The 21,612-nt window shown below is 68.1% G+C and carries 20 protein-coding genes; 14 read left to right on the top strand and 6 right to left on the bottom strand.

Annotated features, from left to right (window positions below; translation table 11 throughout):
* Positions 1-161 precede the first annotated feature (161 nt).
* From E0H73_RS02970 to E0H73_RS02905, 14 genes are all read left to right on the top strand, one after another.
* Entirely contained in the window at positions 162-749 is a 588-nt protein-coding gene (locus E0H73_RS02970; RefSeq protein WP_131350799.1) for a DUF3043 domain-containing protein, read from the top strand.
* Positions 750-773: 24 nt separating this feature from the next.
* A complete protein-coding gene (locus E0H73_RS02965; RefSeq protein ID WP_131350796.1) occupies positions 774-1,787 on the top strand; it encodes an aldo/keto reductase family protein in 1,014 nt (337 codons plus the stop codon).
* Positions 1,784-1,993 (top strand): hypothetical protein, encoded by a 210-nt coding sequence (locus E0H73_RS02960; protein WP_131350793.1) that lies wholly within the window; start codon positions 1,784-1,786, stop codon positions 1,991-1,993. The genes E0H73_RS02965 and E0H73_RS02960 overlap by 4 nt, the downstream gene beginning before the upstream one ends.
* A 214-nt stretch (positions 1,994-2,207) precedes the next feature.
* Positions 2,208-2,912 (top strand): SCO2322 family protein, encoded by a 705-nt coding sequence (locus tag E0H73_RS02955; protein WP_131350790.1) that lies wholly within the window; start codon positions 2,208-2,210, stop codon positions 2,910-2,912.
* A complete protein-coding gene (locus tag E0H73_RS02950; RefSeq protein ID WP_131350787.1) occupies positions 2,912-4,000 on the top strand; it encodes an energy-coupling factor transporter transmembrane component T in 1,089 nt (362 codons plus the stop codon). The genes E0H73_RS02955 and E0H73_RS02950 overlap by 1 nt, the downstream gene beginning before the upstream one ends.
* Entirely contained in the window at positions 3,997-5,607 is a 1,611-nt protein-coding gene (locus E0H73_RS02945; RefSeq protein ID WP_131350784.1) for an ABC transporter ATP-binding protein, read from the top strand. Before E0H73_RS02950 ends, E0H73_RS02945 begins: the two co-directional genes overlap by 4 nt.
* Positions 5,604-6,413: an ECF transporter S component family protein gene (locus E0H73_RS02940; protein WP_238163772.1), complete on the top strand. Its 810-nt coding sequence runs from the start codon at positions 5,604-5,606 to the stop codon at positions 6,411-6,413. Before E0H73_RS02945 ends, E0H73_RS02940 begins: the two co-directional genes overlap by 4 nt.
* The gene (locus E0H73_RS02935; protein WP_131350780.1) at positions 6,406-6,936 is read left to right on the top strand and encodes a bifunctional adenosylcobinamide kinase/adenosylcobinamide-phosphate guanylyltransferase; all 531 of its coding nucleotides are present in this window, start codon (positions 6,406-6,408) and stop codon (positions 6,934-6,936) included. Before E0H73_RS02940 ends, E0H73_RS02935 begins: the two co-directional genes overlap by 8 nt.
* Before the next feature lie 92 nt (positions 6,937-7,028).
* Positions 7,029-7,790 carry an adenosylcobinamide-GDP ribazoletransferase gene (locus E0H73_RS02930; RefSeq protein ID WP_238163771.1) on the top strand — a complete coding sequence of 254 codons (762 nt, stop codon included), beginning with the start codon at positions 7,029-7,031 and terminating at the stop codon, positions 7,788-7,790.
* Positions 7,791-7,938: 148 nt separating this feature from the next.
* Entirely contained in the window at positions 7,939-9,126 is a 1,188-nt protein-coding gene (locus E0H73_RS02925; RefSeq protein WP_131350774.1) for an ROK family transcriptional regulator, read from the top strand.
* Between the two features lie 183 nt (positions 9,127-9,309).
* Entirely contained in the window at positions 9,310-10,386 is a 1,077-nt protein-coding gene (locus E0H73_RS02920) for a substrate-binding domain-containing protein (protein WP_131350771.1), read from the top strand.
* Between the two features lie 111 nt (positions 10,387-10,497).
* Positions 10,498-11,313: an ATP-binding cassette domain-containing protein gene (locus E0H73_RS02915; RefSeq protein WP_202867174.1), complete on the top strand. Its 816-nt coding sequence runs from the start codon at positions 10,498-10,500 to the stop codon at positions 11,311-11,313.
* Entirely contained in the window at positions 11,310-12,611 is a 1,302-nt protein-coding gene (locus E0H73_RS02910; RefSeq protein WP_131350768.1) for a sugar ABC transporter permease, read from the top strand. Before E0H73_RS02915 ends, E0H73_RS02910 begins: the two co-directional genes overlap by 4 nt.
* 74 nt (positions 12,612-12,685) lie before the next feature.
* Positions 12,686-13,891: a low temperature requirement protein A gene (locus E0H73_RS02905; RefSeq protein WP_131350765.1), complete on the top strand. Its 1,206-nt coding sequence runs from the start codon at positions 12,686-12,688 to the stop codon at positions 13,889-13,891.
* Between the two features lie 45 nt (positions 13,892-13,936).
* On the opposite strand, the gene E0H73_RS02900 is transcribed toward E0H73_RS02905, so the two are convergent.
* From E0H73_RS02900 to gcvT, 6 genes are all read right to left on the bottom strand, one after another.
* A complete protein-coding gene (locus E0H73_RS02900) occupies positions 13,937-15,016 on the bottom strand; it encodes an ABC transporter ATP-binding protein (RefSeq protein ID WP_131350762.1) in 1,080 nt (359 codons plus the stop codon).
* Positions 15,017-15,035: 19 nt separating this feature from the next.
* Positions 15,036-16,199: an ABC transporter ATP-binding protein gene (locus tag E0H73_RS02895; RefSeq protein WP_420323414.1), complete on the bottom strand. Its 1,164-nt coding sequence runs from the start codon at positions 16,197-16,199 to the stop codon at positions 15,036-15,038.
* Positions 16,196-17,188: an ABC transporter permease gene (locus E0H73_RS02890; RefSeq protein WP_131350759.1), complete on the bottom strand. Its 993-nt coding sequence runs from the start codon at positions 17,186-17,188 to the stop codon at positions 16,196-16,198. The genes E0H73_RS02895 and E0H73_RS02890 overlap by 4 nt, the downstream gene beginning before the upstream one ends.
* Before the next feature lie 97 nt (positions 17,189-17,285).
* On the bottom strand, positions 17,286-19,046 hold the full coding sequence (locus E0H73_RS02885; RefSeq protein ID WP_131350756.1) for an ABC transporter substrate-binding protein: 1,761 nt from the start codon (positions 19,044-19,046) through the stop codon (positions 17,286-17,288).
* 41 nt (positions 19,047-19,087) lie between these two features.
* Entirely contained in the window at positions 19,088-20,095 is a 1,008-nt protein-coding gene (locus E0H73_RS02880) for an ABC transporter permease (protein ID WP_131350753.1), read from the bottom strand.
* A 380-nt stretch (positions 20,096-20,475) separates the two neighbouring features.
* Entirely contained in the window at positions 20,476-21,582 is a 1,107-nt protein-coding gene (gene gcvT / locus E0H73_RS02875; protein WP_131350750.1) for a glycine cleavage system aminomethyltransferase GcvT, read from the bottom strand.
* Positions 21,583-21,612: the final 30 nt, after the last annotated feature.

The raw sequence follows: 21,612 nt of genomic DNA, 5'->3' as shown, positions 1-21,612 counted from the left end.
ATCCGTACCCCTTCTGTGCCGGCGTGACGACCCGGCGTGCCTTGTCCACCCTATGTCCCCACGGGTCACCACACCATCAGGACCGGCCCCGATAAAGTGGGTGTCAGGTCCGGGGACCACCCCGAGTCGCGACCTGCCCTGCCGAATGAGGTTCAGACCCCGTGTTCCGTCGTACCAAGTCTGAGACAGATACCACCGTACCCGCCGAGCCCCAGGGCAAGCCGGGCGGGAAGGGACGCCCCACCCCGACCCGCAAGGAGGCGGAGGCGGCCCGCAAGGCCGCGCTGCGCAAGCCGCGCAACCGCAAGGAGGCGTCGGCGTACCGGCGGGAGAAGGTCCGGACCGAGCGGGCCAAGATGCAGGACGCGATGCGGACCGGCGACGACCGGTACCTGCCGGCCGCCGACAAGGGCCCGGTCCGGCGGTTCGCCCGGGACTACGTGGACGCCCGGTACTCGGCGATGGAGTTCGCGCTGCCGGTCCTCCTGGTGGTGTCCCTGGTCGGCGTGGTGTTCTCGGCGCAGTTCCCCTGGCTGGCCGGCATCGTCAACCTGCTCTTCCTGGTGATGATCGTGCTGATCGCGCTGGACTGGTTCCTGCTCTCGGCCGGCCTGCGCAAGGCGGTCACGGTGAAGTTCCCGAAGGAGTCGACCAAGGGCCTGGGGTTCTACGCGGTCCGGCGGACCATGCAGATGCGCCGCTGGCGGCTGCCCAAGCCGATGGTGAAGCGCGGCGAGAAGCCGAGCTGATCCGGGCCCAGTAGGGTCGGGGGTATGGACTTCCGCTATCTCGGCAACAGTGGTTTGAAGGTCAGCGAGATCTCGTACGGGAACTGGCTCACACACGGCTCCCAGGTGGAGAACGATCAGGCCAGGGCGTGTGTGCAGGCGGCACTCGAGGCCGGCATCACCACGTTCGACACGGCCGACGTGTACGCCAACACCAAGGCCGAGTCGGTTCTCGGCGAGGCGCTGGAGGGTCAGCGGCGCGAGTCGCTGGAGATCTTCACGAAGGTCTACTGGCCGACCGGCCCGGGCGGACCGAACGACACCGGCCTGTCCCGCAAGCACATCCACGAGTCGATCAACGGGTCGCTGAAGCGGCTCAAGACCGACTACGTCGACCTCTACCAGGCGCACCGGTACGACACCGAGACGCCGCTGGAGGAGACGATGGAGGCCTTCGCCGACGTCGTCCGCTCCGGCAAGGCGCTCTACATCGGTGTGTCCGAGTGGACCGCCGAGCAGCTGCAGGAGGGCCACCGGCTGGCCCGTGAGCTGCGCATCCCGTTCGTCTCGAACCAACCGCAGTACAGCATGCTCTGGCGGGTGATCGAGGCCGAGGTGGTGCCGGCGTCGGAGGAGCTGGGCATCGGTCAGGTCGTGTTCTCCCCGATCGCGCAGGGTGTGCTGACCGGCAAGTACGTGCCGGGCCAGCAGCCGCCGGAGGGCTCGCGGGCCACCGACGACAAGGGTGGCGCGAACATGATCCGGCGCTTCCTCAACGACGACGTGCTCACCCGGGTGCAGGAGCTGAAGCCGCTCGCCGACAAGGCCGGCCTGTCGCTGTCCCAGCTGGCCGTCGCGTGGGTGCTGCAGAACCCGAACGTCTCGTCGGCCATCGTCGGTGCCTCCCGGCCCGAGCAGGTCGTCGAGAACGTGAAGGCCTCCGGCGTGAAGCTCGAGGACGGGCTGCTCAAGCGCATCGACGAGGTCCTGGGCGGCATCGTCGAGCGTGACCCGGCCAAGACCGTGCAGAACGCGCCACAGACCCGGCCGGGCTCGTGAGCTGGAGCTGGCGGTTCGAGACCGCGAGCGGCGCCCTGGTCGACCCCGGTGAGGTCGGCGGGGCCGAGTTCTCCGCGCAGGGCGACGCGGAGAGCTGGCTGGGCGAGACCTGGCGGGACCTGTCCGAGCGTGGAGTCGGGCAGGTCTACCTGCTGGAGGACGGCCGTGAGGTCTACGGCCCGATGAGTCTGGCCGCGCCAGAGTAGGCTTCGGTCCGAACCAAACGCCTGCGTCACAGGGAAGCCGGTCCAAGTCCGGCGCTGACCCGCAACCGTAGGCCACCTCAGGGTGGCGAGCCGGAACACTGTGACGCAGGCAGACAGGCTCAGCTACCCGCCGTGGTCCGCGGGTGGAGCCCCTACCCTGCCTGCGCAGGCGGGACCTCCTCCATCGGGCCGCGGCCCGACCGAGGACGATCAGATGACTGCACAACGGACGCTACGACTGGTCCTCAGCCTGCTGGCGGGTCTCCTGCTGGCGGGGACCGTCGCCACCAACGCACAGGCCGAGGACGGCTACCGCTTCTGGGGCTACTACCAGTGGACCGCGGGCAAGTGGGCCTTCGCCCAGAAGGGCGCGGACGTCGTCGTACCCGCCGATGGCGCCGTGGAGGGCTGGCGGTTCGCCGTCGGCGGCGCGGCGCCCCGGATGCCGCGCGCGGCCGGTGACTTCGAGGCGATCTGCGGCAAGACCCCGGCCGAGGCCGGGAAGAAGCGGGTGGCCCTGGTGGTCGACCCCGGTACGCCGGAGGACGCGCTCAGCGGCGAGACGCCGAAGCCGGCCACCGGCACCTGCGTGGTGACGGATCCGAAGGCGACCGGGGCGAAGGTCCTGGCCGCGGTCGGACCGGTCCGGATCGAGAAGGGCCTGACCTGCGGCATCGACGGCTACCCGGCCAAGGGCTGCGGCGACGCGGTGAAGAACATCAAGGTCCCGGCCACGGATACGCCGGTGACCCTAAAGATCGGTGCCGCGGTCGGCTCCACTGCTGCTCCCTCTCCCGTCGCCTCCTCCTCGTCAGACGACGGTGCACCGTGGACCGGCATCATCATCGCCGCCGTGGTCGTGCTCGTACTGGCCGGAGGCGGTCTGGTGCTCAGCCGCCGGCGCTCCTCGAGTCAGTAGTGCGTACTGTCCATCACCTGACGCTCCCCCGGGCTCTGCACCCGGGGGCATGGTGGCTGTGGTCTCTCGGGATGGCCGTGGCCGCCAGCAGGACGCGTAACCCGGTGCTGCTCCTGCTGATCCTGGCAGTGACCGGTTTCGTCGTGGCGGCCCGCCGGAGCGACGCTCCCTGGGCCCACAGCTACGGCGCGTTCCTCAAGCTCGGGCTGGTGGTCATCGGTCTCCGAGTAGTCCTGCAAGCGCTGCTGTCCACCCGCTCGCAGGGCAACACGGTGCTGTTCACGCTGCCTCAGATCCCGTTGCCGGATTGGGCCAGCGGGGTCAAGCTCGGCGGCGAGGTCACCGCCGAGGCCCTGATCACTGCTCTGTACGACGGCCTCCAGTTGGCAGTCATGCTGTGCTGCATTGGTGCCGCCAACGCATTGGCCAGTCCACGGCGACTACTGAAGTCGTTGCCTGGAGCCCTCTACGAGATGGGCGTGGCCTGTGTGGTGGCGCTGACCTTCGCACCGCAACTGGTGACGGACTCCCGCCGTATCCGCGCCGCCCGTCGCCTGCGTGGCCGCACCCGCGGTTCCTTCCGTACGACGGCCATGCCGGTGCTGGAAGGTGCGCTGGACAGGTCCGTCGAACTCGCGGCCGCGATGGACTCCCGCGGCTACGGCCGTACGGCGCAGGTCCCGCGCCAGCAGCGCCGTCTGACCGGACTGGCCGTGCTCCTGGGATTGCTGGGCATCCTGCTCGGCGTCTATGCGCTCCTGACCGACTCCATGGCCTTTCCGTTCGCTGCGTCCACTCTCGGCGTCGGACTGCTGATGGCCGTCGGTGCCATGGCGGTCGGGCGCCAGCGCGTGATGCGGACGCGGTACCGGCCCGATCCGTGGGCTCTGCCCGAGTGGCTGGTTGTCGCCGCCGGAGCGATCGCCGCCGCGGCCATGGTGACCGCAGCGGCCCGTGGCGTGACCGGTCTGGTGTTGCCGGGACCGATGGTGGTGCCACCGGCTCCGCTGCTGCCGATTCTCGGCATCCTCGTGGGCCTGGCGCCCGCGCTGGCCGCGCCGCCACTGGTGAGGCGGACGGTCACATGATCGAGTTCGACCGGGTGACGGTCACCTACGACGGCGCCGCGGAACCGGCCCTGCGCGACGTGAGCTTCACCGTGCCCGAGGGCGAACTGGCGCTCGTCATCGGCCGGACCGGCTCCGGCAAGTCAACGTTGCTGCGGGCAATCAACGGGCTGGTGCCGCACTTCACCGGTGGGACGCTGTCCGGCCGGGTCCTGATCGACGGGCGTGACACCCGCGAGTTCAAGCCACGTGACCTGGCCGATGTGGTCGGTATGGTCGGGCAGGATCCGATGGCCGGGTTCGTCACCGACACAGTGGAGGACGAACTTGCGTACAGCATGGAGTCACTCGGAGTCGCGCCGGACGTCATGCGCCGCCGGGTCGAAGAGACGCTCGACCTGCTGGGACTGGCCGACGTACGTGACCGTGCGCTGACCTCGCTGTCCGGCGGACAGCGACAGCGGACCGCAATCGGCGCGGCCCTCACCTCTCACCCAGCTGTACTCGTTCTGGACGAGCCAACGTCTGCGCTGGACCCGCAGGCAGCGGAGGAGGTGCTGGCCGCGCTGCAGCGGCTCGTGCACGATCTGAGTGTCACTGTGGTGATGGCCGAGCACCGGCTCGAGCGCGTCATCCAGTACGCCGACCGGGTGATCGAAGTACCCGGTGGCTCTGCACCTGTGTCGACCGGGCTGCCGGCCGATCAGATGGTGGCTGCACCGGTTGCACCGCCTGTGGTGGAGCTCGGACGCCTCGCTGGCTGGTCTCCCCTGCCGCTGTCCGTGCGGGACGCCAGGCGGGCTGCTGTCGCCTTGCGCGGCAGTCTGGACTCCGCTGCACCGGTCAGACCCAACGCCTCTCTCGGCGCAGAGCTCGCGCGGTGCACCGACCTCGTGGCCGGCTACGGCAACGTCATGGCGCTGCGCGGAGTGTCACTGAGCATCAACGCAGGCGAAGTCGTCGCTCTGATGGGCCGCAACGGCGCCGGCAAGTCAACGCTCCTGAACGCCCTTGTCGGCATCGTCCCAGCCCGATCCGGTACGGCGGTCGCGGGCGGCGCGGACCCACGTCGTACCAGGCCTGAGAGGCTCGTGAAGGCGGTCGGACTGGTGCCGCAGGAGCCTGCGGACCTGCTGTACGCCGCGACCGTCGCCGACGAGTGTGCCGGCGCCGACTCCGACTTCAGAGTGCCGTCCGGTAGTTGCCGAGCGCTATTGAATCGGCTGGCGCCGGACATCGACGACCGGATGCATCCGCGGGACCTGTCCGAGGGACAGCGGCTCTGCCTGGCGTTGGCCGTCGTACTGTGTGGCGCCCCGCCGCTCCTGCTGCTGGACGAGCCGACGCGTGGGCTGGACTACGGTGCCAAGCGGCGGCTCGTGGAGATCCTGCGAGAGCTGGCTGCTGCTGGACATGCGGTGGTGCTGTCGACGCACGACGTGGAGATGGTCGCCGAGGTTGCCAGCCGGGTTCTGGTGCTCGCTGAGGGCGAGTTGGTGAGCGATGGCGAGACTGCGACGGTGATCGCCGGGTCGCCGGCGTTCGCGCCGCAGGTGGCGAAGATCCTTGCTCCGCTGCCGTTCCTGACCGTCGGCGAGGTCGCCACTGCCTTGGACCGGGCGTCGTGAATCTCGTCCGGCTGAAGCCTCGCAGTACGGCGGCTCTCATGGTCGCCTCGTTGGCCGGACTGCTGGCCTTCGGTTGGCCGTTGTTCTTGCACACGGACCAGGTGGGTGAGTCCGCGATCGGGCATACCACCGACGCACCGTGGCTCTTCGTGCTGCTGCTGCCGTTGCTGGTGGCCGTAGTACTCGCGGAGTTGTCCGAGTCGGGGATCGACGCGAAGGTGATCTCGCTGCTGGGGATGCTGGCGGCTGTCGGCGCTGCGCTGCGGGCGCTGGGTCCGGGTACGGCGGGGCTGGAGCCGGGGTTCTTCCTGCTCGTGCTGGCTGGGCGGGCGTTCGGGGCGGGGTTTGGGTTCGTGCTGGGGGCTGTGTCGCTGCTGGGTGGGGCGTTGATCAGTGGCGGGGTTGGGCCGTGGATGCCGTTCCAGATGTTCGCCTGCGCGTGGGTGGGGTGCCTGGCTGGTCTGTTGCCGCGGGCGGGTGGACGGCTGGAGTTGCTGCTGTTGGCGGCGTACTCGATGGTCTCCGGCGTGCTGTACGGCTTGGTGATGAATCTGTGGTTCTGGCCGTATGCGACGTTCGGGAGCGACTTCTCGTTCATCCCGGGCGCAGCGCTGAGCGGGAACCTGCATCGGTACTTCCTGTTCGTGGTGGCGACGTCGCTGGGCTGGGACATTCCGCGCGGGATCCTCAGCGCGGTCCTGGTGCTGCTCGTCGGGCGGCCGGTGTTGAAGGCCTTCCGGCGTACGGCGCGGAAGGCGGCCTTCGACGTACCAGTGGTGTTCGATTCCGGGAGGGCTGATGGCTGAGCAGCGGACGTTGATCCTCGGCGGAGCGCGGTCCGGCAAGTCGATCGCCGCCGAACGCCGGTTGGCCGCGGAGCCCGAGGTCTTGTACGTCGCGACCGGTGGTGACGACTCTGGTGACGCGGAATGGGCCGAGCGGATCGCCAAGCATCGGGCTCGGCGCCCGGCCAGTTGGGGTCTGGCGGAGACGATCGATCTGGTCCCGCTGCTCGAGTCGTCCGGTCCGCCGATGCTGATCGACTGCCTGACGCTGTGGCTCGCCCGCACCATGGATTCCCTTGATATCTGGTCGGATCTGAGTCGCTCGGACCTGGTCGACCGACGCATCGCGGAGCTGGCCGACGCGTGGTCGCGCACGTCCCGGGTCGTGGTTGCCGTCAGCAACGACATCGGCTCCGGCGTGGTCCCCGCCGACCCCGGCACCCGCCTCTTCCGCGACCTGATGGGCCGCCTCAACACCACCATCTCCCTGGCATCGGACGAGGTCCTCTGGACCATCGCCGGCCGAACCCTCCCCCTCACATGACAAGCAACGAGGGGCAACCCGACAACCCAAGCAACCCGCCCGGAGGCGGCTCGCCCGGCGGGGGCGTCGGTGGGTGGGTGGATGGGGCTTGGTTGAGTTTGGGGACGTTGTCGGTGCTGCCTGCTCGGGTGCCGTCGACCGTCGATCGTCCGGTGGGTGGGCGGGCGATGGTGCTGGCACCTGTCGTGGGGTTGGTGATTGGCTCGGTTGCTGCTGGTGTGGTGGGGCTGGTTCAACTGGTGCGGCCGGATGCGGATCTGTTGAGCGCGGTGCTGGCCGTGCTTGTGGTCGCGGGGTTGTCCGGCGCACTGCATCTGGACGGCATGGCGGATTTTGCGGATGCGCTCGGCAGTCGGCGGGACCGCGAGACCATGCTCCGGATCATGAAGCAGAGCGACATCGGGCCGTTCGGTGTCGTCAGCATCATCGGCGTACTCCTCGTCGACGTCGCCGCGCTCACCACCTGCATCCAGGCCGGCTTCGGCTGGCAAGCGGCCCTCATCGCCACCACAGCCAGTCGCCTGACGCTCCCGTGGTCCTGCCGCACCACAATCCCCGCAGCCCGCCCAGACGGCCTCGGCGCGGTAGTCGCCGCCACCGTCCGCCCCCTCACAGCAGCCGCGACCACGGTCGTCGTACTGGCCGCCGCCCTCGCCCTCACCTGGCTCACCACGTCCCCCGACCTCCTCCAGCTCGCGGGCACCGCCGCCGCAGTCCTCCTGGCCGTGGCTACGGCCGGAGCCACCACCCGCCACGCCCACACGACCCTGGGCGGCACCACCGGCGACGTCCTCGGGGCGGCCATCGAACTCGCCCTCCCGATCGCCTTTTTGACCCTCGCGCTGACCGCCTGAGCCCGCCTCCACCACCGCGGGGCCGGGGTGCATTAATGTCGCCGGTGGACGGCGAACGTGGGGTAGTGACGGCGAGGACAGATGTGATGTTGGCGGTTTACGGCCGGTACAGGGCCGGGTACACCTTGCGATCCGTTATGTTTATGTAATGAACGCAACCCGCCCCGCACCTGGGTCGCAGGCTTCGCTGCGCGAAGCCAACCGCGAACGCGTTCTGGGAGTCGTCCGGCAACACGGCCCCCTGACCCAGGTCGAGATCGCCACCGCCTCCGGACTGTCGGCCGCCACCGTGTCGAACATGGTCCGCGAACTGGACCAGGCCGGCATGGTCGGCCTGTCCCGCAGCATCCGCAACGGCCGCCGCGCGGTCCTCGTCTCGCTCGCGTCCGGCGGCGGCCTGCTCGCCGGGGTCGCTTTCGGCGAGCGCGACGTCCGGGTGGCGATCGCGAACGAGTCCCGCGAGGTCCTCGCCCAGCAGCTGATGCCCCTGCAGGCCGACCACGTCGCCGACGACGGGATGGAGCGCGCGGCCCGGCTGCTCGCCGACCTCGCCGAGACGGTCAGCTCAGGCGTCGAGGACATCAGCGCCATCGGCTTCGGCCTGCCCGCGCCGGTCGACTCGGTCAGCGGCGAGGCGGGCTCCGACGCGGTCCTGCCAGGCTGGCGCGGCGTGAACGTCGCGGAGGCCATGGCCGGCCACCTCCGCGCCCCGGTCGCGCTCGACAACACCGCCAACCTGGCCGCCCTCGGCGAGTTGCGCAACGGCGCACTCCGCGGCGTACGGCACGGCTGTTACCTCAAGTTTTCCTACGGTGTCGGCGCCGGCATCGTGCTCGGCGGCGAGGTGTTCCGCGGCTCGGCCGGTACGGCGGGCGAGATCGGCCACGTCACCATCGACGAGAACGGCCCGATCTGCCGCTGCGGCAACCGGGGCTGCCTGGACACGTTCGTCGGATCCCGCGCGTTGATCAGCAGCCTGGCCGCATCGCACGGCCCACTCCGGCTGAAGGACATCATCAGCCGAGCCCTGCAGGACGACCTCGGCTGCCGCCGGGTGATCGAGGATGCCGGCCGCCGGGTCGGTGTCGCAGTGGCCGGCTTCGTGAACCTGTTCAACCCCGAGGTGATCGTGGTCGGCGGCCTGATGGCGGAGGCGGGCGACCTGATCCTGCACCCGCTCCGCGAAGCCCTCGACCGCTGCGCGATTCCCAGCGCCGCCGCGACCGTGGATCTGCGCCGCGCCGAGCTCGGCGACGAGGCCGACATCATCGGTGCAATCCACCTGGCCTCGGTGCTCAGCCACGCTCACGCCACCAAGTCGCTCAGCATCTCCTGACACCAAGTTGCTCAAGCATCTTCTGACACCACCTCGGCGTACGTCGAGGCGCTTCCGCCTGCCCTGCGAACGGTCACGTGACACGAATATGTCTATTTCTTGAATTCAAGTCTTGACGTCAAGGCCGCCGGGAGCTTGACTTCCGTCAGGCCTACCCGGGCCTTCACGTCAAGGAGCCGCCATATGTCCGTGTCAGCATCCCGTCTCGTCGGCCTCGGCCTCGCCGTCTCGGCCCTCGCCGTCTCCCTCGTCGCCTGTGGCTCCGACGACGGTGACTCCGGTTCGGGCGGCGGCGCCAAGAAGATCGCGCTGCTGCTGCCGGAATCGAAGACGACCCGCTACGAGGCGCTCGACCGGCCGCTGTTCACCGAGGCACTCAAGGCCGCCTGCGCCGACTGCGAACTGATCTACAGCAACGCCGACCAGGACGCGGCCAAGCAGCAACAGCAGGCCGAGGCGGCGCTGACCCAGGGCGCGAACGTGCTCGTGCTCGACCCGGTCGACGGCAAGGCCGCCGCCGCGGTCGTCGCCTCCGCGAAGAGCCAGAGCGTCCCCGTGGTCGCGTACGACCGGTTCATCGAGAACGCCGACTACTACGTGTCGTTCGAGAACGAGGCCGTCGGCAAGCTCCAGGCACAGACCCTGGTCGACACCCTCAAGGCGGCCGGCAAGACCTCCGGCAACCTGGCGATGATCAACGGCGCCCCGACCGACCCGAACGCGGCCGACTTCAAGAAGGGCGCGCACAGCGTGCTGGACAGCAGCGGCTTCAAGATCGCCGCCGAGTTCGACACCCCGGACTGGAGCCCGGACAAGGCGCAGGCCTGGATGGAAGGCCAGCTGAGCGCGATCAAGAACGGCCTGGTCGGTGTGTACGCCGCCAACGACGGTACGGCGGGCGGCGCGATCGCAGCCCTGAAGGGTGGCGGCGTCACCCCGCTGCCGCCGGTCACCGGGCAGGACTCCGAACTGGCCGCGATCCAGCGGATCGTCGCCGGGGACCAGGCGATGACGATCTACAAGGCGGTCAAGCCGCAGGCCGAGGCCGCCGCGAAGGGCGCGCTGGCGCTGGCGAACGGCAGCAAGCCCGAGTCGACCACCGAGAAGAGCGGCATCCCGTCGACGATCCTCGACCCGGTCGCGGTGACCAAGGCCAACATCAAGGACACCGTGGTCAAGGACAACATCTACAAGGTGACCGACATCTGCACCGCGTCGTTCGCGGCCGCCTGCACCGCGGCCGGCCTGACCAGCAACTGACCCGCCCCTTCGGCGTTGCCCCGCAGTGAGGTGCGGGGCAACGCCGGGTCTGTCCCGGCGGACGGATCGCCGCGATCATGGCCTGAACGCAAAGCCCAGGAGGCTGATCGAGTGACTGTCACCCCCACACCTGTCCCCGTCGGCACCGGTACGGTGCTGACGCTGCGGGGCGTCTCCAAACGCTTCGGCGCGGTCCAGGCCCTGAAGAACATCGAGCTGGACGTCCGGACCGGTGAGGTGCTGGCCCTGGTCGGCGACAACGGCGCCGGCAAGTCGACGCTGGTGAAGACGATCGCCGGCGTCTACACCGCCGACGACGGCACGATGGTGTTCGACGGGCAGGAGGTGCGGGTCAGCAGCCCGGCCGAGGCGCAGCAGCTCGGCATTGCCACGGTGTTCCAGGACCTGGCCCTGTGCGACAACCTCGACGTGGTCGCGAACCTGTACCTCGGCCGCGAACTGCGCCGGGGCCGGGTGCTCGACGAGGTCGAGATGGAGCGGTCGTCGTGGGAGCTGCTCCGGCAGCTGTCCGCGAAGATCCCGTCGGTCCGGATCCCGGTCGCCAGTCTGTCCGGCGGCCAGCGGCAGACCGTCGCGATCGCGCGCAGCCTGCTCGGCCAGCCGAAGGTCGTGATGCTGGACGAGCCGACCGCGGCGCTCGGCGTGGCCCAGACCGCCGAGGTGCTCAACCTGGTCGAGCGGCTGCGCGAACGCGGCCTGGCCGTGATCCTGATCAGCCACAACATGGCCGACGTGATGGCGGTCGCGGACCGGGTCGCCGTACTGCGGCTCGGCCGGAACAACGGCGTCTTCGTGGTCAGCGAGACCAGGACGCAGGACATCATCGCCGCCATCACCGGCGCGACGGACAACGCCGTCTCCGAGCGCGCCGCGCGCCGGACACAGCAGGAGGGCTCGGCATCATGACGTTGCACGGATCAGAGATCCGGCCGCAGGACACGCCGCGCCCCGGCACCTCGTCCACGAACGGCACCGACCAACTGCCCGCCGACCTGCAGGACGAGCGGCTGATCGCCAGCCACGGCATCAGCGGCGCCGTCTCCGCGTTCACCGCCCGGCTCCGCTCGGGTGACCTCGGCTCGGTCCCGGTGGTGGTCGGCCTGATCATCATCTGGGCGGTCTTCCAGATCGCGAACAGCTCGTTCCTGTCCAGCCGCAACCTGGTGAACCTCACCCTGCAGACCACCTCCGTCGGCGTCATCGCGCTGGGCATCGTGCTGGTCCTGCTGCTCGGCGAGATCGACCTGTCCGTCGGCTCGGTCAGCGGCCTGGCCGCCGCCGTCCTCGGCGTCACTTTCGTGAACCTGAGCTGGCCGTGGGTGCTGTCGCTCCTGGTCAGCATCGCCCTGGGGCTCGTGATCGGGTTGTTCTACGGCGCTCTCTACACCCGGTTCGGCGTACCGAGCTTCGTGATCACCCTGGCCGGTCTGCTCGGCTTCCTCGGTCTCCAACTGCTTGTGCTCGGCAAGGAGGGCACGCTCAACCTGCCGTACGACTCCGCGCTGGTCGGATTCGCCGCGCGCAGCTTCCTCTCCCCCGCTGTCGCCTACGGACTGATCGTCGTGGTCGTCGCGCTCTACGTGCTGACCCGGCTGCGCGGCCGAGGCGCCCGCGCGGCGGCCGGGCTGTCGGCAGCGCCCACCTCGATCATCGCGATCAAAGCGGCCGCCCTGACCGTGGCGCTGGTCGTCCCGGTCATCGTCCTGAACGGCGATCGCGGTGTCTCGTCGATGTTCCTGTTCTTCCTCGCGCTGGTGGTCGGCACCGATCTCGTCGTACGGCGCACTCGTTGGGGCCGCTCGGTGTTCGCGGTCGGCGGCAACGTCGAGGCCGCCCGGCGCGCGGGTATCAACGTCAAGATGATCTACCTGTCGGTGTTCGCGGCGTGCTCGACCTTCGCTGCTGTCGGCGGCATCCTCGCGGCGGCCCGGCTGGTCGCGGTGGGCCAGAGCAGCGGCGGCACCGACACCAACCTGAACGCGATCGCGGCCGCAGTCATCGGCGGCACGAGCCTCTTCGGTGGCCGCGGATCGGCGTACTCCGCTTTGCTCGGGGCATTGGTGATCATGTCGATCTCGAACGGTCTCGCCTTGCTCAGCCTCGACTCCAGCGTCCGCTACATCGTGACCGCCGCGGTGCTTCTGATCGCGGTCACCATCGACTCGCTCAGCCGTCGCAGCCGGCAGGCACACGGCCGCGCTTAGAGACCCGGTGGGCTCCCTCCTGACCCTGACCAGCGGGAGCCCACCGTTCCACCCGGAGTGGAAAGATGTGCCCCATGGCCACATCCAGGCGAGCTATTCGGGCGTTGGCGACCAGTCCGGACCAGTCGGTCACCCCGCTGGAACTGTTCTTCGATCTGGTGTTCGTCTTCGCGCTGACGCAGATCACCGCACTGATGGCGCACGACCTGAGCTGGCATGGTGTGCTCCGCGGGATTCTCCTGGTCGGGCTGCTCTGGTGGAGCTGGATCGGCTTCTCCTGGCTGTGCAACCTCGTCAAGGCCGACGAGGGCTCGGTGGCCGGCGTCCTGCTGCTGTCGATGGCCGCGATGTTCCTGATCGCGCTCGCGATTCCCGAGGCCTTCCATGACCTCCCCGGCGGTCTCTCCGGCCCGGTGGTCATCGCCTGTGCGTACTTCGCCTTCCGCGCGCTGCATCTGGTCCTGTTCTGGCTGATCGCCGACGGCGACCCGGTGCTGCGCCGTACGCTCATCCGCTTCGCACCGTCGATGCTCAGCGCGACCGCGCTCCTGCTGATCGCCTCGCAGTACCACGGGAGAACCCAGACGTTGCTGTGGGCAGCGGCACTGGCTGCGGACTACGGCGGCACGTACCTGATCGACGCACGCGGCTGGCGGTTCCGATCGGCGGCGCACTTCGCCGAGCGGCACGGCCTCATCGTGATCATCGCGCTCGGCGAGTCGATCGTCGCGATCGGCGTCGGGGTCAACGACCTGCCGATCTCCTGGCCGATCCTGATCGCCTCCCTGCTCGGACTGGTGGTGTCCGCTGCGCTCTGGTGGATCTACTTCGACGCCGCTGTCCGGTACGGCGAACGCGCGCTGGAGAAGGAGCCGCCCGAGACCCGTCCCAAACTGGCCCGCGACGCGTACACGTTCCTGCACCTGCCCATGGTGATCGGCATCGTCCTGCTCGCCCTCGGCCTCAAGAAGGTCCTGGAGTACGTCGGCGACACCGAGCACCATCACCTGGACGATCCGCTGAAGGGTGTCGGTCTGTTTGCGCTCTTCGTCGGCGTCGCCCTCTACCTGCTCGGCCATGTCGGGTTCAAGCGCCGGACCATGCACCAGTGGAGCGTGTCCCGGCTGATCACGGCCGCTCTCGTGCTGATCGCGATACCGCTGGTCCAGAACGTGCCGGCGCTCGGGCAGCTCGCCGTACTCGCTGCTCTGCTGATGGTGCTGGTCGCGTTCGAGGCGGTCCGGTTCGCACCGGAGCGGGACGAGCTCAAGCACGGATGAAGAAAGGGCCCCCGCAGCTGCGGGGGCCCTTGTCTGCAACGGGTTTCAGGCGGTGGCGGCGGTCAGGTCGACCTTCGGCTCCGCGAAGTGGCACGCCGCGGCGTGGCCGGCGCTGGAGTGGGCCTTCGGCTCGAGCAGGGGCTCCTGCGTCGCGCAGATGTCCTCGGCCTTCCAGCAGCGGGTCCGGAACCGGCAGCCGCTCGGCGGGTCGATCGGCGAGGGTACGTCGCCGACCAGCCGGATCCGCTCCTTCGGCGGCACACCACGGATGGTGCCCAGGTCCGGAGCCGCGGACAGCAGCGCCTGCGTGTACGGGTGCTGCGGAGCGCCGTAGATCTGCTCGCGGCTGCCCTGCTCGACGATCTTGCCCAGGTACATCACCGCGACCTGGTCACAGAAGTGCCGGACCACGCCCAGGTCGTGGGCGATGAACACGAACGCGATGCCGAGATCGCGGCGCAGGTCCTCCAGCAGGTTCATCACCTGGGCCTGGATGGACACGTCCAGCGCGGACACCGGCTCGTCGGCGATGATCACCTCCGGCTCCACCGCGAGCGCCCGGGCGATGCCGATGCGCTGGCGCTGACCGCCGGAGAACTCGTTCGGGTACCGGTTGTGGTGCTCGGGGTTCAGGCCGACCCGCTCAAGCAGTTCCTGGACCCGGTCGAGCTCCTTGCCCTTCTTCACCAGGTTGTGCACGCGCAGCGGCGTACTGATGATGTTGCTGACCGTCTGGCGCGGGTTCAGCGAGCTGTACGGGTCCTGGAAGACGATCTGCAGCTGCCGCCGGAACGGGCGCAGCTCCCGCTCCTTCAGCTGCGCGATGTTCGTGCCCTTGAACAGGATCTCGCCCGCGGTCGGGGTCAGCAGCCGGGTGATCATCCGGCCGGTCGTCGACTTGCCACAGCCGGACTCGCCGACCAGGCCCATGCTCGCGCCGGCCTTGAGCTCGAAGCTCACACCGTCGACGGCCTGGACGACCTTCTTGGTCCGGCCCAGCCCGGCCGCTTCCTTGATCGGGAAGTGCATCTTGAGGTCCCGGACCTGCAGCAGCGGCGCGCCGGAGTCCTTCGCCGTGCTGCCGGACGGAACGCTGTCGACCTTGCGCACAGTCTTGTCGCTCATCTCTCTCCTCAGCCCCCTGTCAGCTCAGTCTCGGCGCGACTTCGGCCGTGTAGATCGTGGCCTTGTCGTGCAGGTGACAACGGGCTGTGTGGGCACCGGCGCCGTCCACCGGCAGCAGTTCCGGCAGGTCGGTGGTGCAACGCTCACCCTTGACGCGGTCCTTGTACGGACAGCGCGGGTTGAACGAACATCCGTCGGGCAGGTTCAGCAGGGACGGCGGCAGACCCTTGATCGGGCGCAGCCGCTCGTTGGCCGCCGACACCGTCGGGATCGACTCGAGCAGACCCCAGGTGTAGGGCATCCGCGGGTTGGCCAGCACGTCCTCGGCGGTGCCGTACTCGACACAGCGCCCGGCGTACATCACCAAGACGTCGTCGGCCATCTCGGCCACCACACCCAGGTCGTGGGTGATCAGCACGATCGCGGAGCCGAACTCCTTCTGCAGGTTGTTCAGCAGGTCCAGGATCTGCGCCTGCACGGTGACGTCCAGCGCGGTCGTCGGCTCGTCGGCGATGACCAGCTTCGGGTCGTTGACCAGACCCATCGCGATCATCGCGCGCTGCCGCATACCGCCGGAGAACTCATGCGGGTACTGCGAGAAGCGGCGCTGCGGGTTCGGGATACCGACCAGGTCGAGCATCTCCAGGGCACGCTTCTTGGCCGTGTCCTTGGACACCTTGTGGTGCACCCGGTAGGCCTCGGTGATCTGGTTGCCGACCGTGTAGAGCGGGTGCAGCGAGGACTGCGGGTCCTGGAACACCATCGCCACCGCATCGCCGCGGATCTTCATCAGCTCGCTCTCCGGCAGGCCGACGATCTCGTCGCCGCCGAGCCGGATCGATCCGGTGATCCGGGTGCGCTTGCGGTCGTGCAGGCCCATCACGGCCATGCTCGACACGGACTTGCCGGAGCCGGACTCGCCGACGATGGCCAGCGTGCGGCCGAGCGGGACCGAATAGCTCAGCCCGTTCACGGCGCTGACCACACCATCCGCGGTCGGGAACTTGACCGCGAGGTCCTCGACCACCAGGTACGGCGTCTCGCCGCTGGGGTTGATCGAAGCCTGCCGGCGCTCACGGGTAGCGACCGACGGACCACGCTTCTCGGCCGCCGCCGCCTCCGACTCGCCAGCTGCGCTCTCGACCATGGTGTCCTTCCGGTCTTCAGGGGCGGGTGTGCTCACGTAAGCCTCACTCGCGGGTCGATCAGGCTGTAACCAATGTCCACCAGGAAGTTCATCGCGACAAGGATGACCGACGCCACCAGGACGGTGCCCATGATCACCGGCAGGTCGTAACTGTTCAAGCTGTCCAGCACCAGGACACCGAGGCCGGGTAGATCGAAGATCCGTTCGGTGAAGATCGCGCCGGCGAGGCTGCCCGCGACATCGAGGCCGAAGATCGTGATCACCGGGATCAGGCCGGACCGCAGTGCGTGCTTGTAGGTGACCACCCGGTCGGACAGGCCCTTGGCCCGTGCGGTGCGGATGTAGTCCTCGCTCAGCGTCTCGACCATGGATCCACGGGAGTACCGGGCGTAGGACGTGCAACTGTAGATGCCGAGCACCAGCCAGGGGGTGAGCAGGCCGGCGAACCACTTCCCGATGTTCTCCGACGGTGGTGTCCAGGACCCCCGTGGAAGGATCGGATACAAGATTGTCAGGTACAGCGCGATCATCAGCGCCACGATGTAGTAGGGCACCGAACTGACCACCAGCGTGCTGGTCATCAGCGCACGGTCGCCCAGGGTCCCGCGTCTCTTCGCCGCCTGCGATCCGACGAAGACGCCGATGGTGAGTACCAGTACGGCGTAGCCGGCGACCAGCGACAACGTCACCGGGAACCGGGACTTGAGCATCTCGGTGACCGGGCGGTCGTTCTTGAACGAGAAGCCCAGGCACGGCGCGGCGCAGTGCTGGGTCACGCCGGAGGTGGTGAAGTCACGGCCGGTGAAGATGCCCGCGGTGTACTCCGCGAACTGCTGAACCTTCGGCCTGTCCAGGTGAAGGTTCGACTTGATCTCGTTGTAGCGCTGCTGGGTGCAGTTGCGCTCGCCGCAGATCGCGCCGGCTGGGTCCGTGGGCGCGATGAAGAACAGCGCGAAGGTCGCGATCAGCGTGACCAACACGACACTGAGCGCGCTGACCAAACGGCGCGCCACGAAGTAGAGCACGGGATTGTCTCCTCACCGATCGGAGTGGTGCCCGGACATTGATCCGGGCACCACTCCACCGTTCACTGACTGACTACTGCTTCAGAACGGGCCTCGATCAGGGCTGCTTCAGGTAGATCGAGGTGAACTCGGGCAGACCCTGTGTCGGGTCGTTGATGGCGTGCCCGATGTTCTTGCCGATCGGCGAGTTCGTACCGGAGTAGTACAGCGGCAGGGCCGGGAGGTAGTTCTCCAGGATGTCCTTGTCGATGTTCTTCCACTCCGACAGCTGCTCGTCCGGAGACTTCGCCGACACTGCGTCGATCTTGGCGTCCAGCGCCTTGTCCTGCAGCTGGCCGATGCTGTTGCCCAGGGCAATCGCGTCGGAGCGGAACAGGACCGGGAACCAGCTGGAACCGGACGGCCAGTCGGAGCACCAACCGGTCGGCGTCTTGCCGATGTTGACCGGTGCGTCCTGGTTGCCGACGTACGTGCGGAGCTTCGCCTTCGGGACACCGATCGGCTTCACTTTGAAGCCGGCCTTCTCGAAGACCTGCTGACGCAGCTGGCTGACCTGGGTCGAGATCGGGTCGTCGATCGAGAAGTACCAGCTGAGCTCGAAGTTCGCCTTGCCCAGCTTGCCCAGCTCGGACTTGACCTCGGCGGCCACCGCGTCGTCCTCGGCGCCCTTACCGGTGCCGTTCATGCCCGGCAGTTCGTACTTCTCGAAGCCCGGGACGGCCGGCGGCAGGATCGTCGACGCCGGGATGGCGTCGGCCGGGGTCAGACCCGCGACCTTGCGCCACGAGTCGTACGGGTACGCCTTCGCGATCAGCTTGCGGACCTCGAGCGGAATCTTCCGCGTGTCCATCGGGTAGGTGATGGTGCACGGCGACTCACCCTTGACGAGCTGCGACTGGTCCTTGACCTCAGGAAGCAGCGAGACGTCCAGGTTCGAGTAGTTCAGCGCGTTGGCGTCCGGGCCGGAACTGGCCAGGACCTGACGCTGAGCCTTGATGGTGTCCTGGGCGAACTTGAAGTCCCAGGCGTCGACGTACTGGTGCCGCACCGGGTCCGTGTTCGGGTCCCAGCTCGGGTTCTTCGACAGCTTGAGCTCAGTACCCGGAACGTACGAGTCGACCTTGTACGGGCCGGTCGACATCGGGCGCTGCTCGTAGTTCTTCTGCGTGTCCTTCGCCTGCGGGATCGGCGTGAACATCGGGAACGCCGCGTAGAACGGCAGGTCGTCGAACTTCTTCGCCAGGTGGATGACCAGCGTGCTGTCATCCGGCGTCTCGACACCCGCGTAGTTGGCGCCACCGGCGCCGTACGGGCCCTTGTAGGTCTCGCCGTCCTTGAAGAACTGAATCTGGTACGTCGGTCCGGCGTCGTACAGGTCGTGAGCGAAGGAGCGCTTGATCGCGTACGCGTAGTCGGCGGCCTTCACCTCCGTGCCGTCCTGGTACTTGATGCCCTTCTTCAGCTTGAAGGTCCAGGTCAGACCGTCGGCCGACTTCGTACCCAGGTCCTCGGCGAGGTCCGGGACGAGGACCGGCTTGTGGCTGTCCCCGTCGAGCCGGTACTGGGTCAGCGTGCGGAACATCAGCTTGCTGATCTGGTTACCGTCGGTGTAGTAGATGTTCGTCGGGTCGAAGGTGTCCGGCGTGACGTCGGACAGCACCGTGAGGGTGCCCCCCTTCTTCGCTCCGTCGACTTCCGCGGCCGGGCCCTTCGCAGTGGCGTCAGTCGCCTTCTCCTGGGCGCCACCCAGGTTGCCCTGCCCACCACTGTTGTTTCCGCTGTTCGAGGACGGGCTGCCACAGGCCACGGCGGCCAACATGACCGTCGCCGCGACTGCGGTGATCCGTTTCCACTGCATGGTCGGGTTTCTCCTTTTCTGCCGCTGGGGCAATCGCCGAACTACCGGCGAGTCTTGGGGTCGAAGGCGTCCCGGATCGCATCTCCGAGCAGGGCCAGGGAAAGCACCAGAGCGGTGATTCCGACCACTGGCAACCAGAGGTAGATCGGGTCGGCCTTGAACCAGTTTGTGGCCACGGCGATGGTCTGACCCCACGAGGGGATCGGCTCGACCAGTCCGACGCCGAGGAACGAGAGTCCGGCTTCCGCGGTCACATATGCGGGCAGTGACAGCGAGGCCGAGATGACGATCGGTGCGACCAGGTTGGGGAGCAGTTCCTTGAACAGGACCTGCCGGGTCGGGACCCCGATCGCCTTGGCGGCGAGCACGAACTCACGCTCGCGAAGGGACAGGACCTCACCACGGATGATCCGGGCCAGGCCTGCCCAGCCGAAGAACGACAGGACGAAGATCAGTACGTAGAACCTGATCTGCGCCTGCTCCTGCGGCGCCAGGTTGAACGAACCGCCCCGCATCGACTCGACGATCGGCACCAGCGCGATCGCGAACAGCAGGTACGGCAGGCTCAGGACGAAGTCGATCAGCCAGGAGATGGTGCGGTCCACCCAGCCGCCGAGGAAGCCGGCCAGCAGACCCATCACGACACCGACGACGGTGCCGAACAGGGTGGCCAGGAAGGCGATGATCAGCGACGGACGGGCGCCGTACACCCAGCGGGCGAAGTTGTCGCGGCCGGTCTTCGGCTCGATACCGAACCAGTGCTCGGCGGTCGAAGCGATGGTCGGGAAGCCGTACTCGTCGACCAGGTCGGTGTGGAAGGTGCTGTAGTTCTGCCCCTCGATGTGGGCCAGCACCGGCGCGAACACCGCGACCAGGATGAAGAACAGCACCACGCAGGCGCAGGTCACCGCGACCTTGTCCTTGCGCAGACGGTCGAACGCGATCCGGCTCGGCGACTTGCCATGCGGCGTCGCTGCGGTCCGTACCGGTTCCGCCGACGCCGGGTGGTCCTCGACACCTACGGTCGAGTCTGGTGACCCAATACTCATTCGCGCTCCGTCAGCTCTGTCAACCGGATTCGGTCTGATGATCCGGCACATATCGGGTGGATACCGTGCCGAGCCTTTGCTCTGTGGGCGACTCCGTCAAATCCCCTTGACAGCGCCGATCCCCCACAACCGGGCGCAAGCCTGCCTGACACTGTGACACCAAACCAGCGGTGCCCGGCACCAGTGCACAAATCGTTACCGGAACGGGTACCGGAACGGAATATTTGCCCCGCGACGTCACCCTGTGTGCTCATTCATTCGCAAAACGCGTCGGCACAGCACCGACAGTGGCCAATTTGTGCCAACTTATGACAGACCGTGACGACGGAACACATTCTGTGTCTAGTTGCTCACCGTAGTCACATCTTGGCCCGGGACCTTCAGCTCTCCCGTACGTGGACGGTGACGAAGGGTGGCTTGACCACATCAAAGGTCTCCTGCCGGCCACGGATGTCGACGACCACCTGGTCGCCTTCCTTCACCGTCGCGTCGAGCAGCGCCAGCGCGATGCCCTTCTTCAGCGTCGGTGAGAACGTTCCGGACGTCACCTCGCCGAGGGTGGTGCCGGACTGGTCCAGCACGGTCATGTGCGGCCGCGGAATCCCCCGTCCGGCGGCGCGCAGGCCGCGCAGGATCCGGGCCGGTCCACGCTCCTTCTCCGCGCGCAGCGCCTCGTCGCCCCAGAAGTGCTCCTTCTTCCACCCCACGGCCCAGCCGGACCGTGCCTGCACCGGGGTGATGTCCGGAGTGATGTCCTGGCCATGCAGCGGGTACCCCATCTCGGTCCGCAGCGTGTCCCGCGCACCCAGTCCGGCCGGCACGATCCCGTACGGCGCTCCGGCCTCCAGCAGCGCATCGAACACCGCAACCGCGGCTTGGTTCGGTACGACGAGCTCGTATCCGCGTTCGCCCGTGTAACCGGTGCGGCAGACCACGACCGGCGTACCGGCGAACTCGGCCGTCGTGAAAGACATGTAGTCGTGGCCGATCGGCAGGCCGATGGCGGACACCACGTCGTCGCTGTTGGTGCCCTGCACCGCGAGGATCGCGTAGTCGTCGTGGGTGTTGGTCACCACGACGCCCTCCGGCGCATCCGCCTGCAGCAGCCGGACCACCTCCGCGGTGTTGGCCGCGTTCGGGATCAGGAACACGTCGTCGTCGGCATGCAGGTAGACGATCAGGTCGTCGACCACTCCCCCGCGCTCGTTACAGCACAGTGTGTACTGCGCCTGTCCCGGCGCGATCTTGCCCAGGTCGTTGGTCAGGCAGGAGTTCACGTACGCCGCTGCCCCCGGCCCCTTCACTGTTGCCTTGCCCAGATGGCTCACGTCGAAGACCCCGACACAGGTGCGCACCGCGGTGTGCTCGGCGACGACACCGCCGTACTCCAGCGGCATCTCCCAGCCGCCGAACTCGGCGAACTTGGCGCCGAGCGCGACGTGGCGCTCGTGCAACGGGGACTTCTTCAATTCGGCTGACGCGGTCATGGAGCGGAACTTACCTGACGCGTAGCATGC

It is taken from the genome of Kribbella pittospori, assembly GCF_004331465.1.
GTDB classification, from domain to species: domain Bacteria; phylum Actinomycetota; class Actinomycetes; order Propionibacteriales; family Kribbellaceae; genus Kribbella; species Kribbella pittospori.
Note: the sequence above shows the minus strand (reverse complement) of the source record. Positions and strands in the feature narration are given on the sequence as shown.

What these genes read in the sequence shown, in the direction of transcription:
- E0H73_RS02945 (WP_131350784.1), top strand. Translation starts at nt 3,997, where the DNA reads ATGATCGAGTTCGACCGGGTGACGGTCACCTACGACGGCGCCGCGGAA.
- E0H73_RS02910 (WP_131350768.1), top strand. Translation starts at nt 11,310, where the DNA reads ATGACGTTGCACGGATCAGAGATCCGGCCGCAGGACACGCCGCGCCCC.
- E0H73_RS02880 (WP_131350753.1), bottom strand. Translation starts at nt 20,095, where the DNA reads ATGAGTATTGGGTCACCAGACTCGACCGTAGGTGTCGAGGACCACCCG.
- E0H73_RS02925 (WP_131350774.1), top strand. Translation starts at nt 7,939, where the DNA reads ATGAACGCAACCCGCCCCGCACCTGGGTCGCAGGCTTCGCTGCGCGAA.
- E0H73_RS02955 (WP_131350790.1), top strand. Translation starts at nt 2,208, where the DNA reads ATGACTGCACAACGGACGCTACGACTGGTCCTCAGCCTGCTGGCGGGT.
- gcvT (WP_131350750.1), bottom strand. Translation starts at nt 21,582, where the DNA reads ATGACCGCGTCAGCCGAATTGAAGAAGTCCCCGTTGCACGAGCGCCAC.
- E0H73_RS02885 (WP_131350756.1), bottom strand. Translation starts at nt 19,046, where the DNA reads ATGCAGTGGAAACGGATCACCGCAGTCGCGGCGACGGTCATGTTGGCC.
- E0H73_RS02900 (WP_131350762.1), bottom strand. Translation starts at nt 15,016, where the DNA reads ATGAGCGACAAGACTGTGCGCAAGGTCGACAGCGTTCCGTCCGGCAGC.
- E0H73_RS02935 (WP_131350780.1), top strand. Translation starts at nt 6,406, where the DNA reads ATGGCTGAGCAGCGGACGTTGATCCTCGGCGGAGCGCGGTCCGGCAAG.
- E0H73_RS02965 (WP_131350796.1), top strand. Translation starts at nt 774, where the DNA reads ATGGACTTCCGCTATCTCGGCAACAGTGGTTTGAAGGTCAGCGAGATC.
- E0H73_RS02905 (WP_131350765.1), top strand. Translation starts at nt 12,686, where the DNA reads ATGGCCACATCCAGGCGAGCTATTCGGGCGTTGGCGACCAGTCCGGAC.
- E0H73_RS02920 (WP_131350771.1), top strand. Translation starts at nt 9,310, where the DNA reads ATGTCCGTGTCAGCATCCCGTCTCGTCGGCCTCGGCCTCGCCGTCTCG.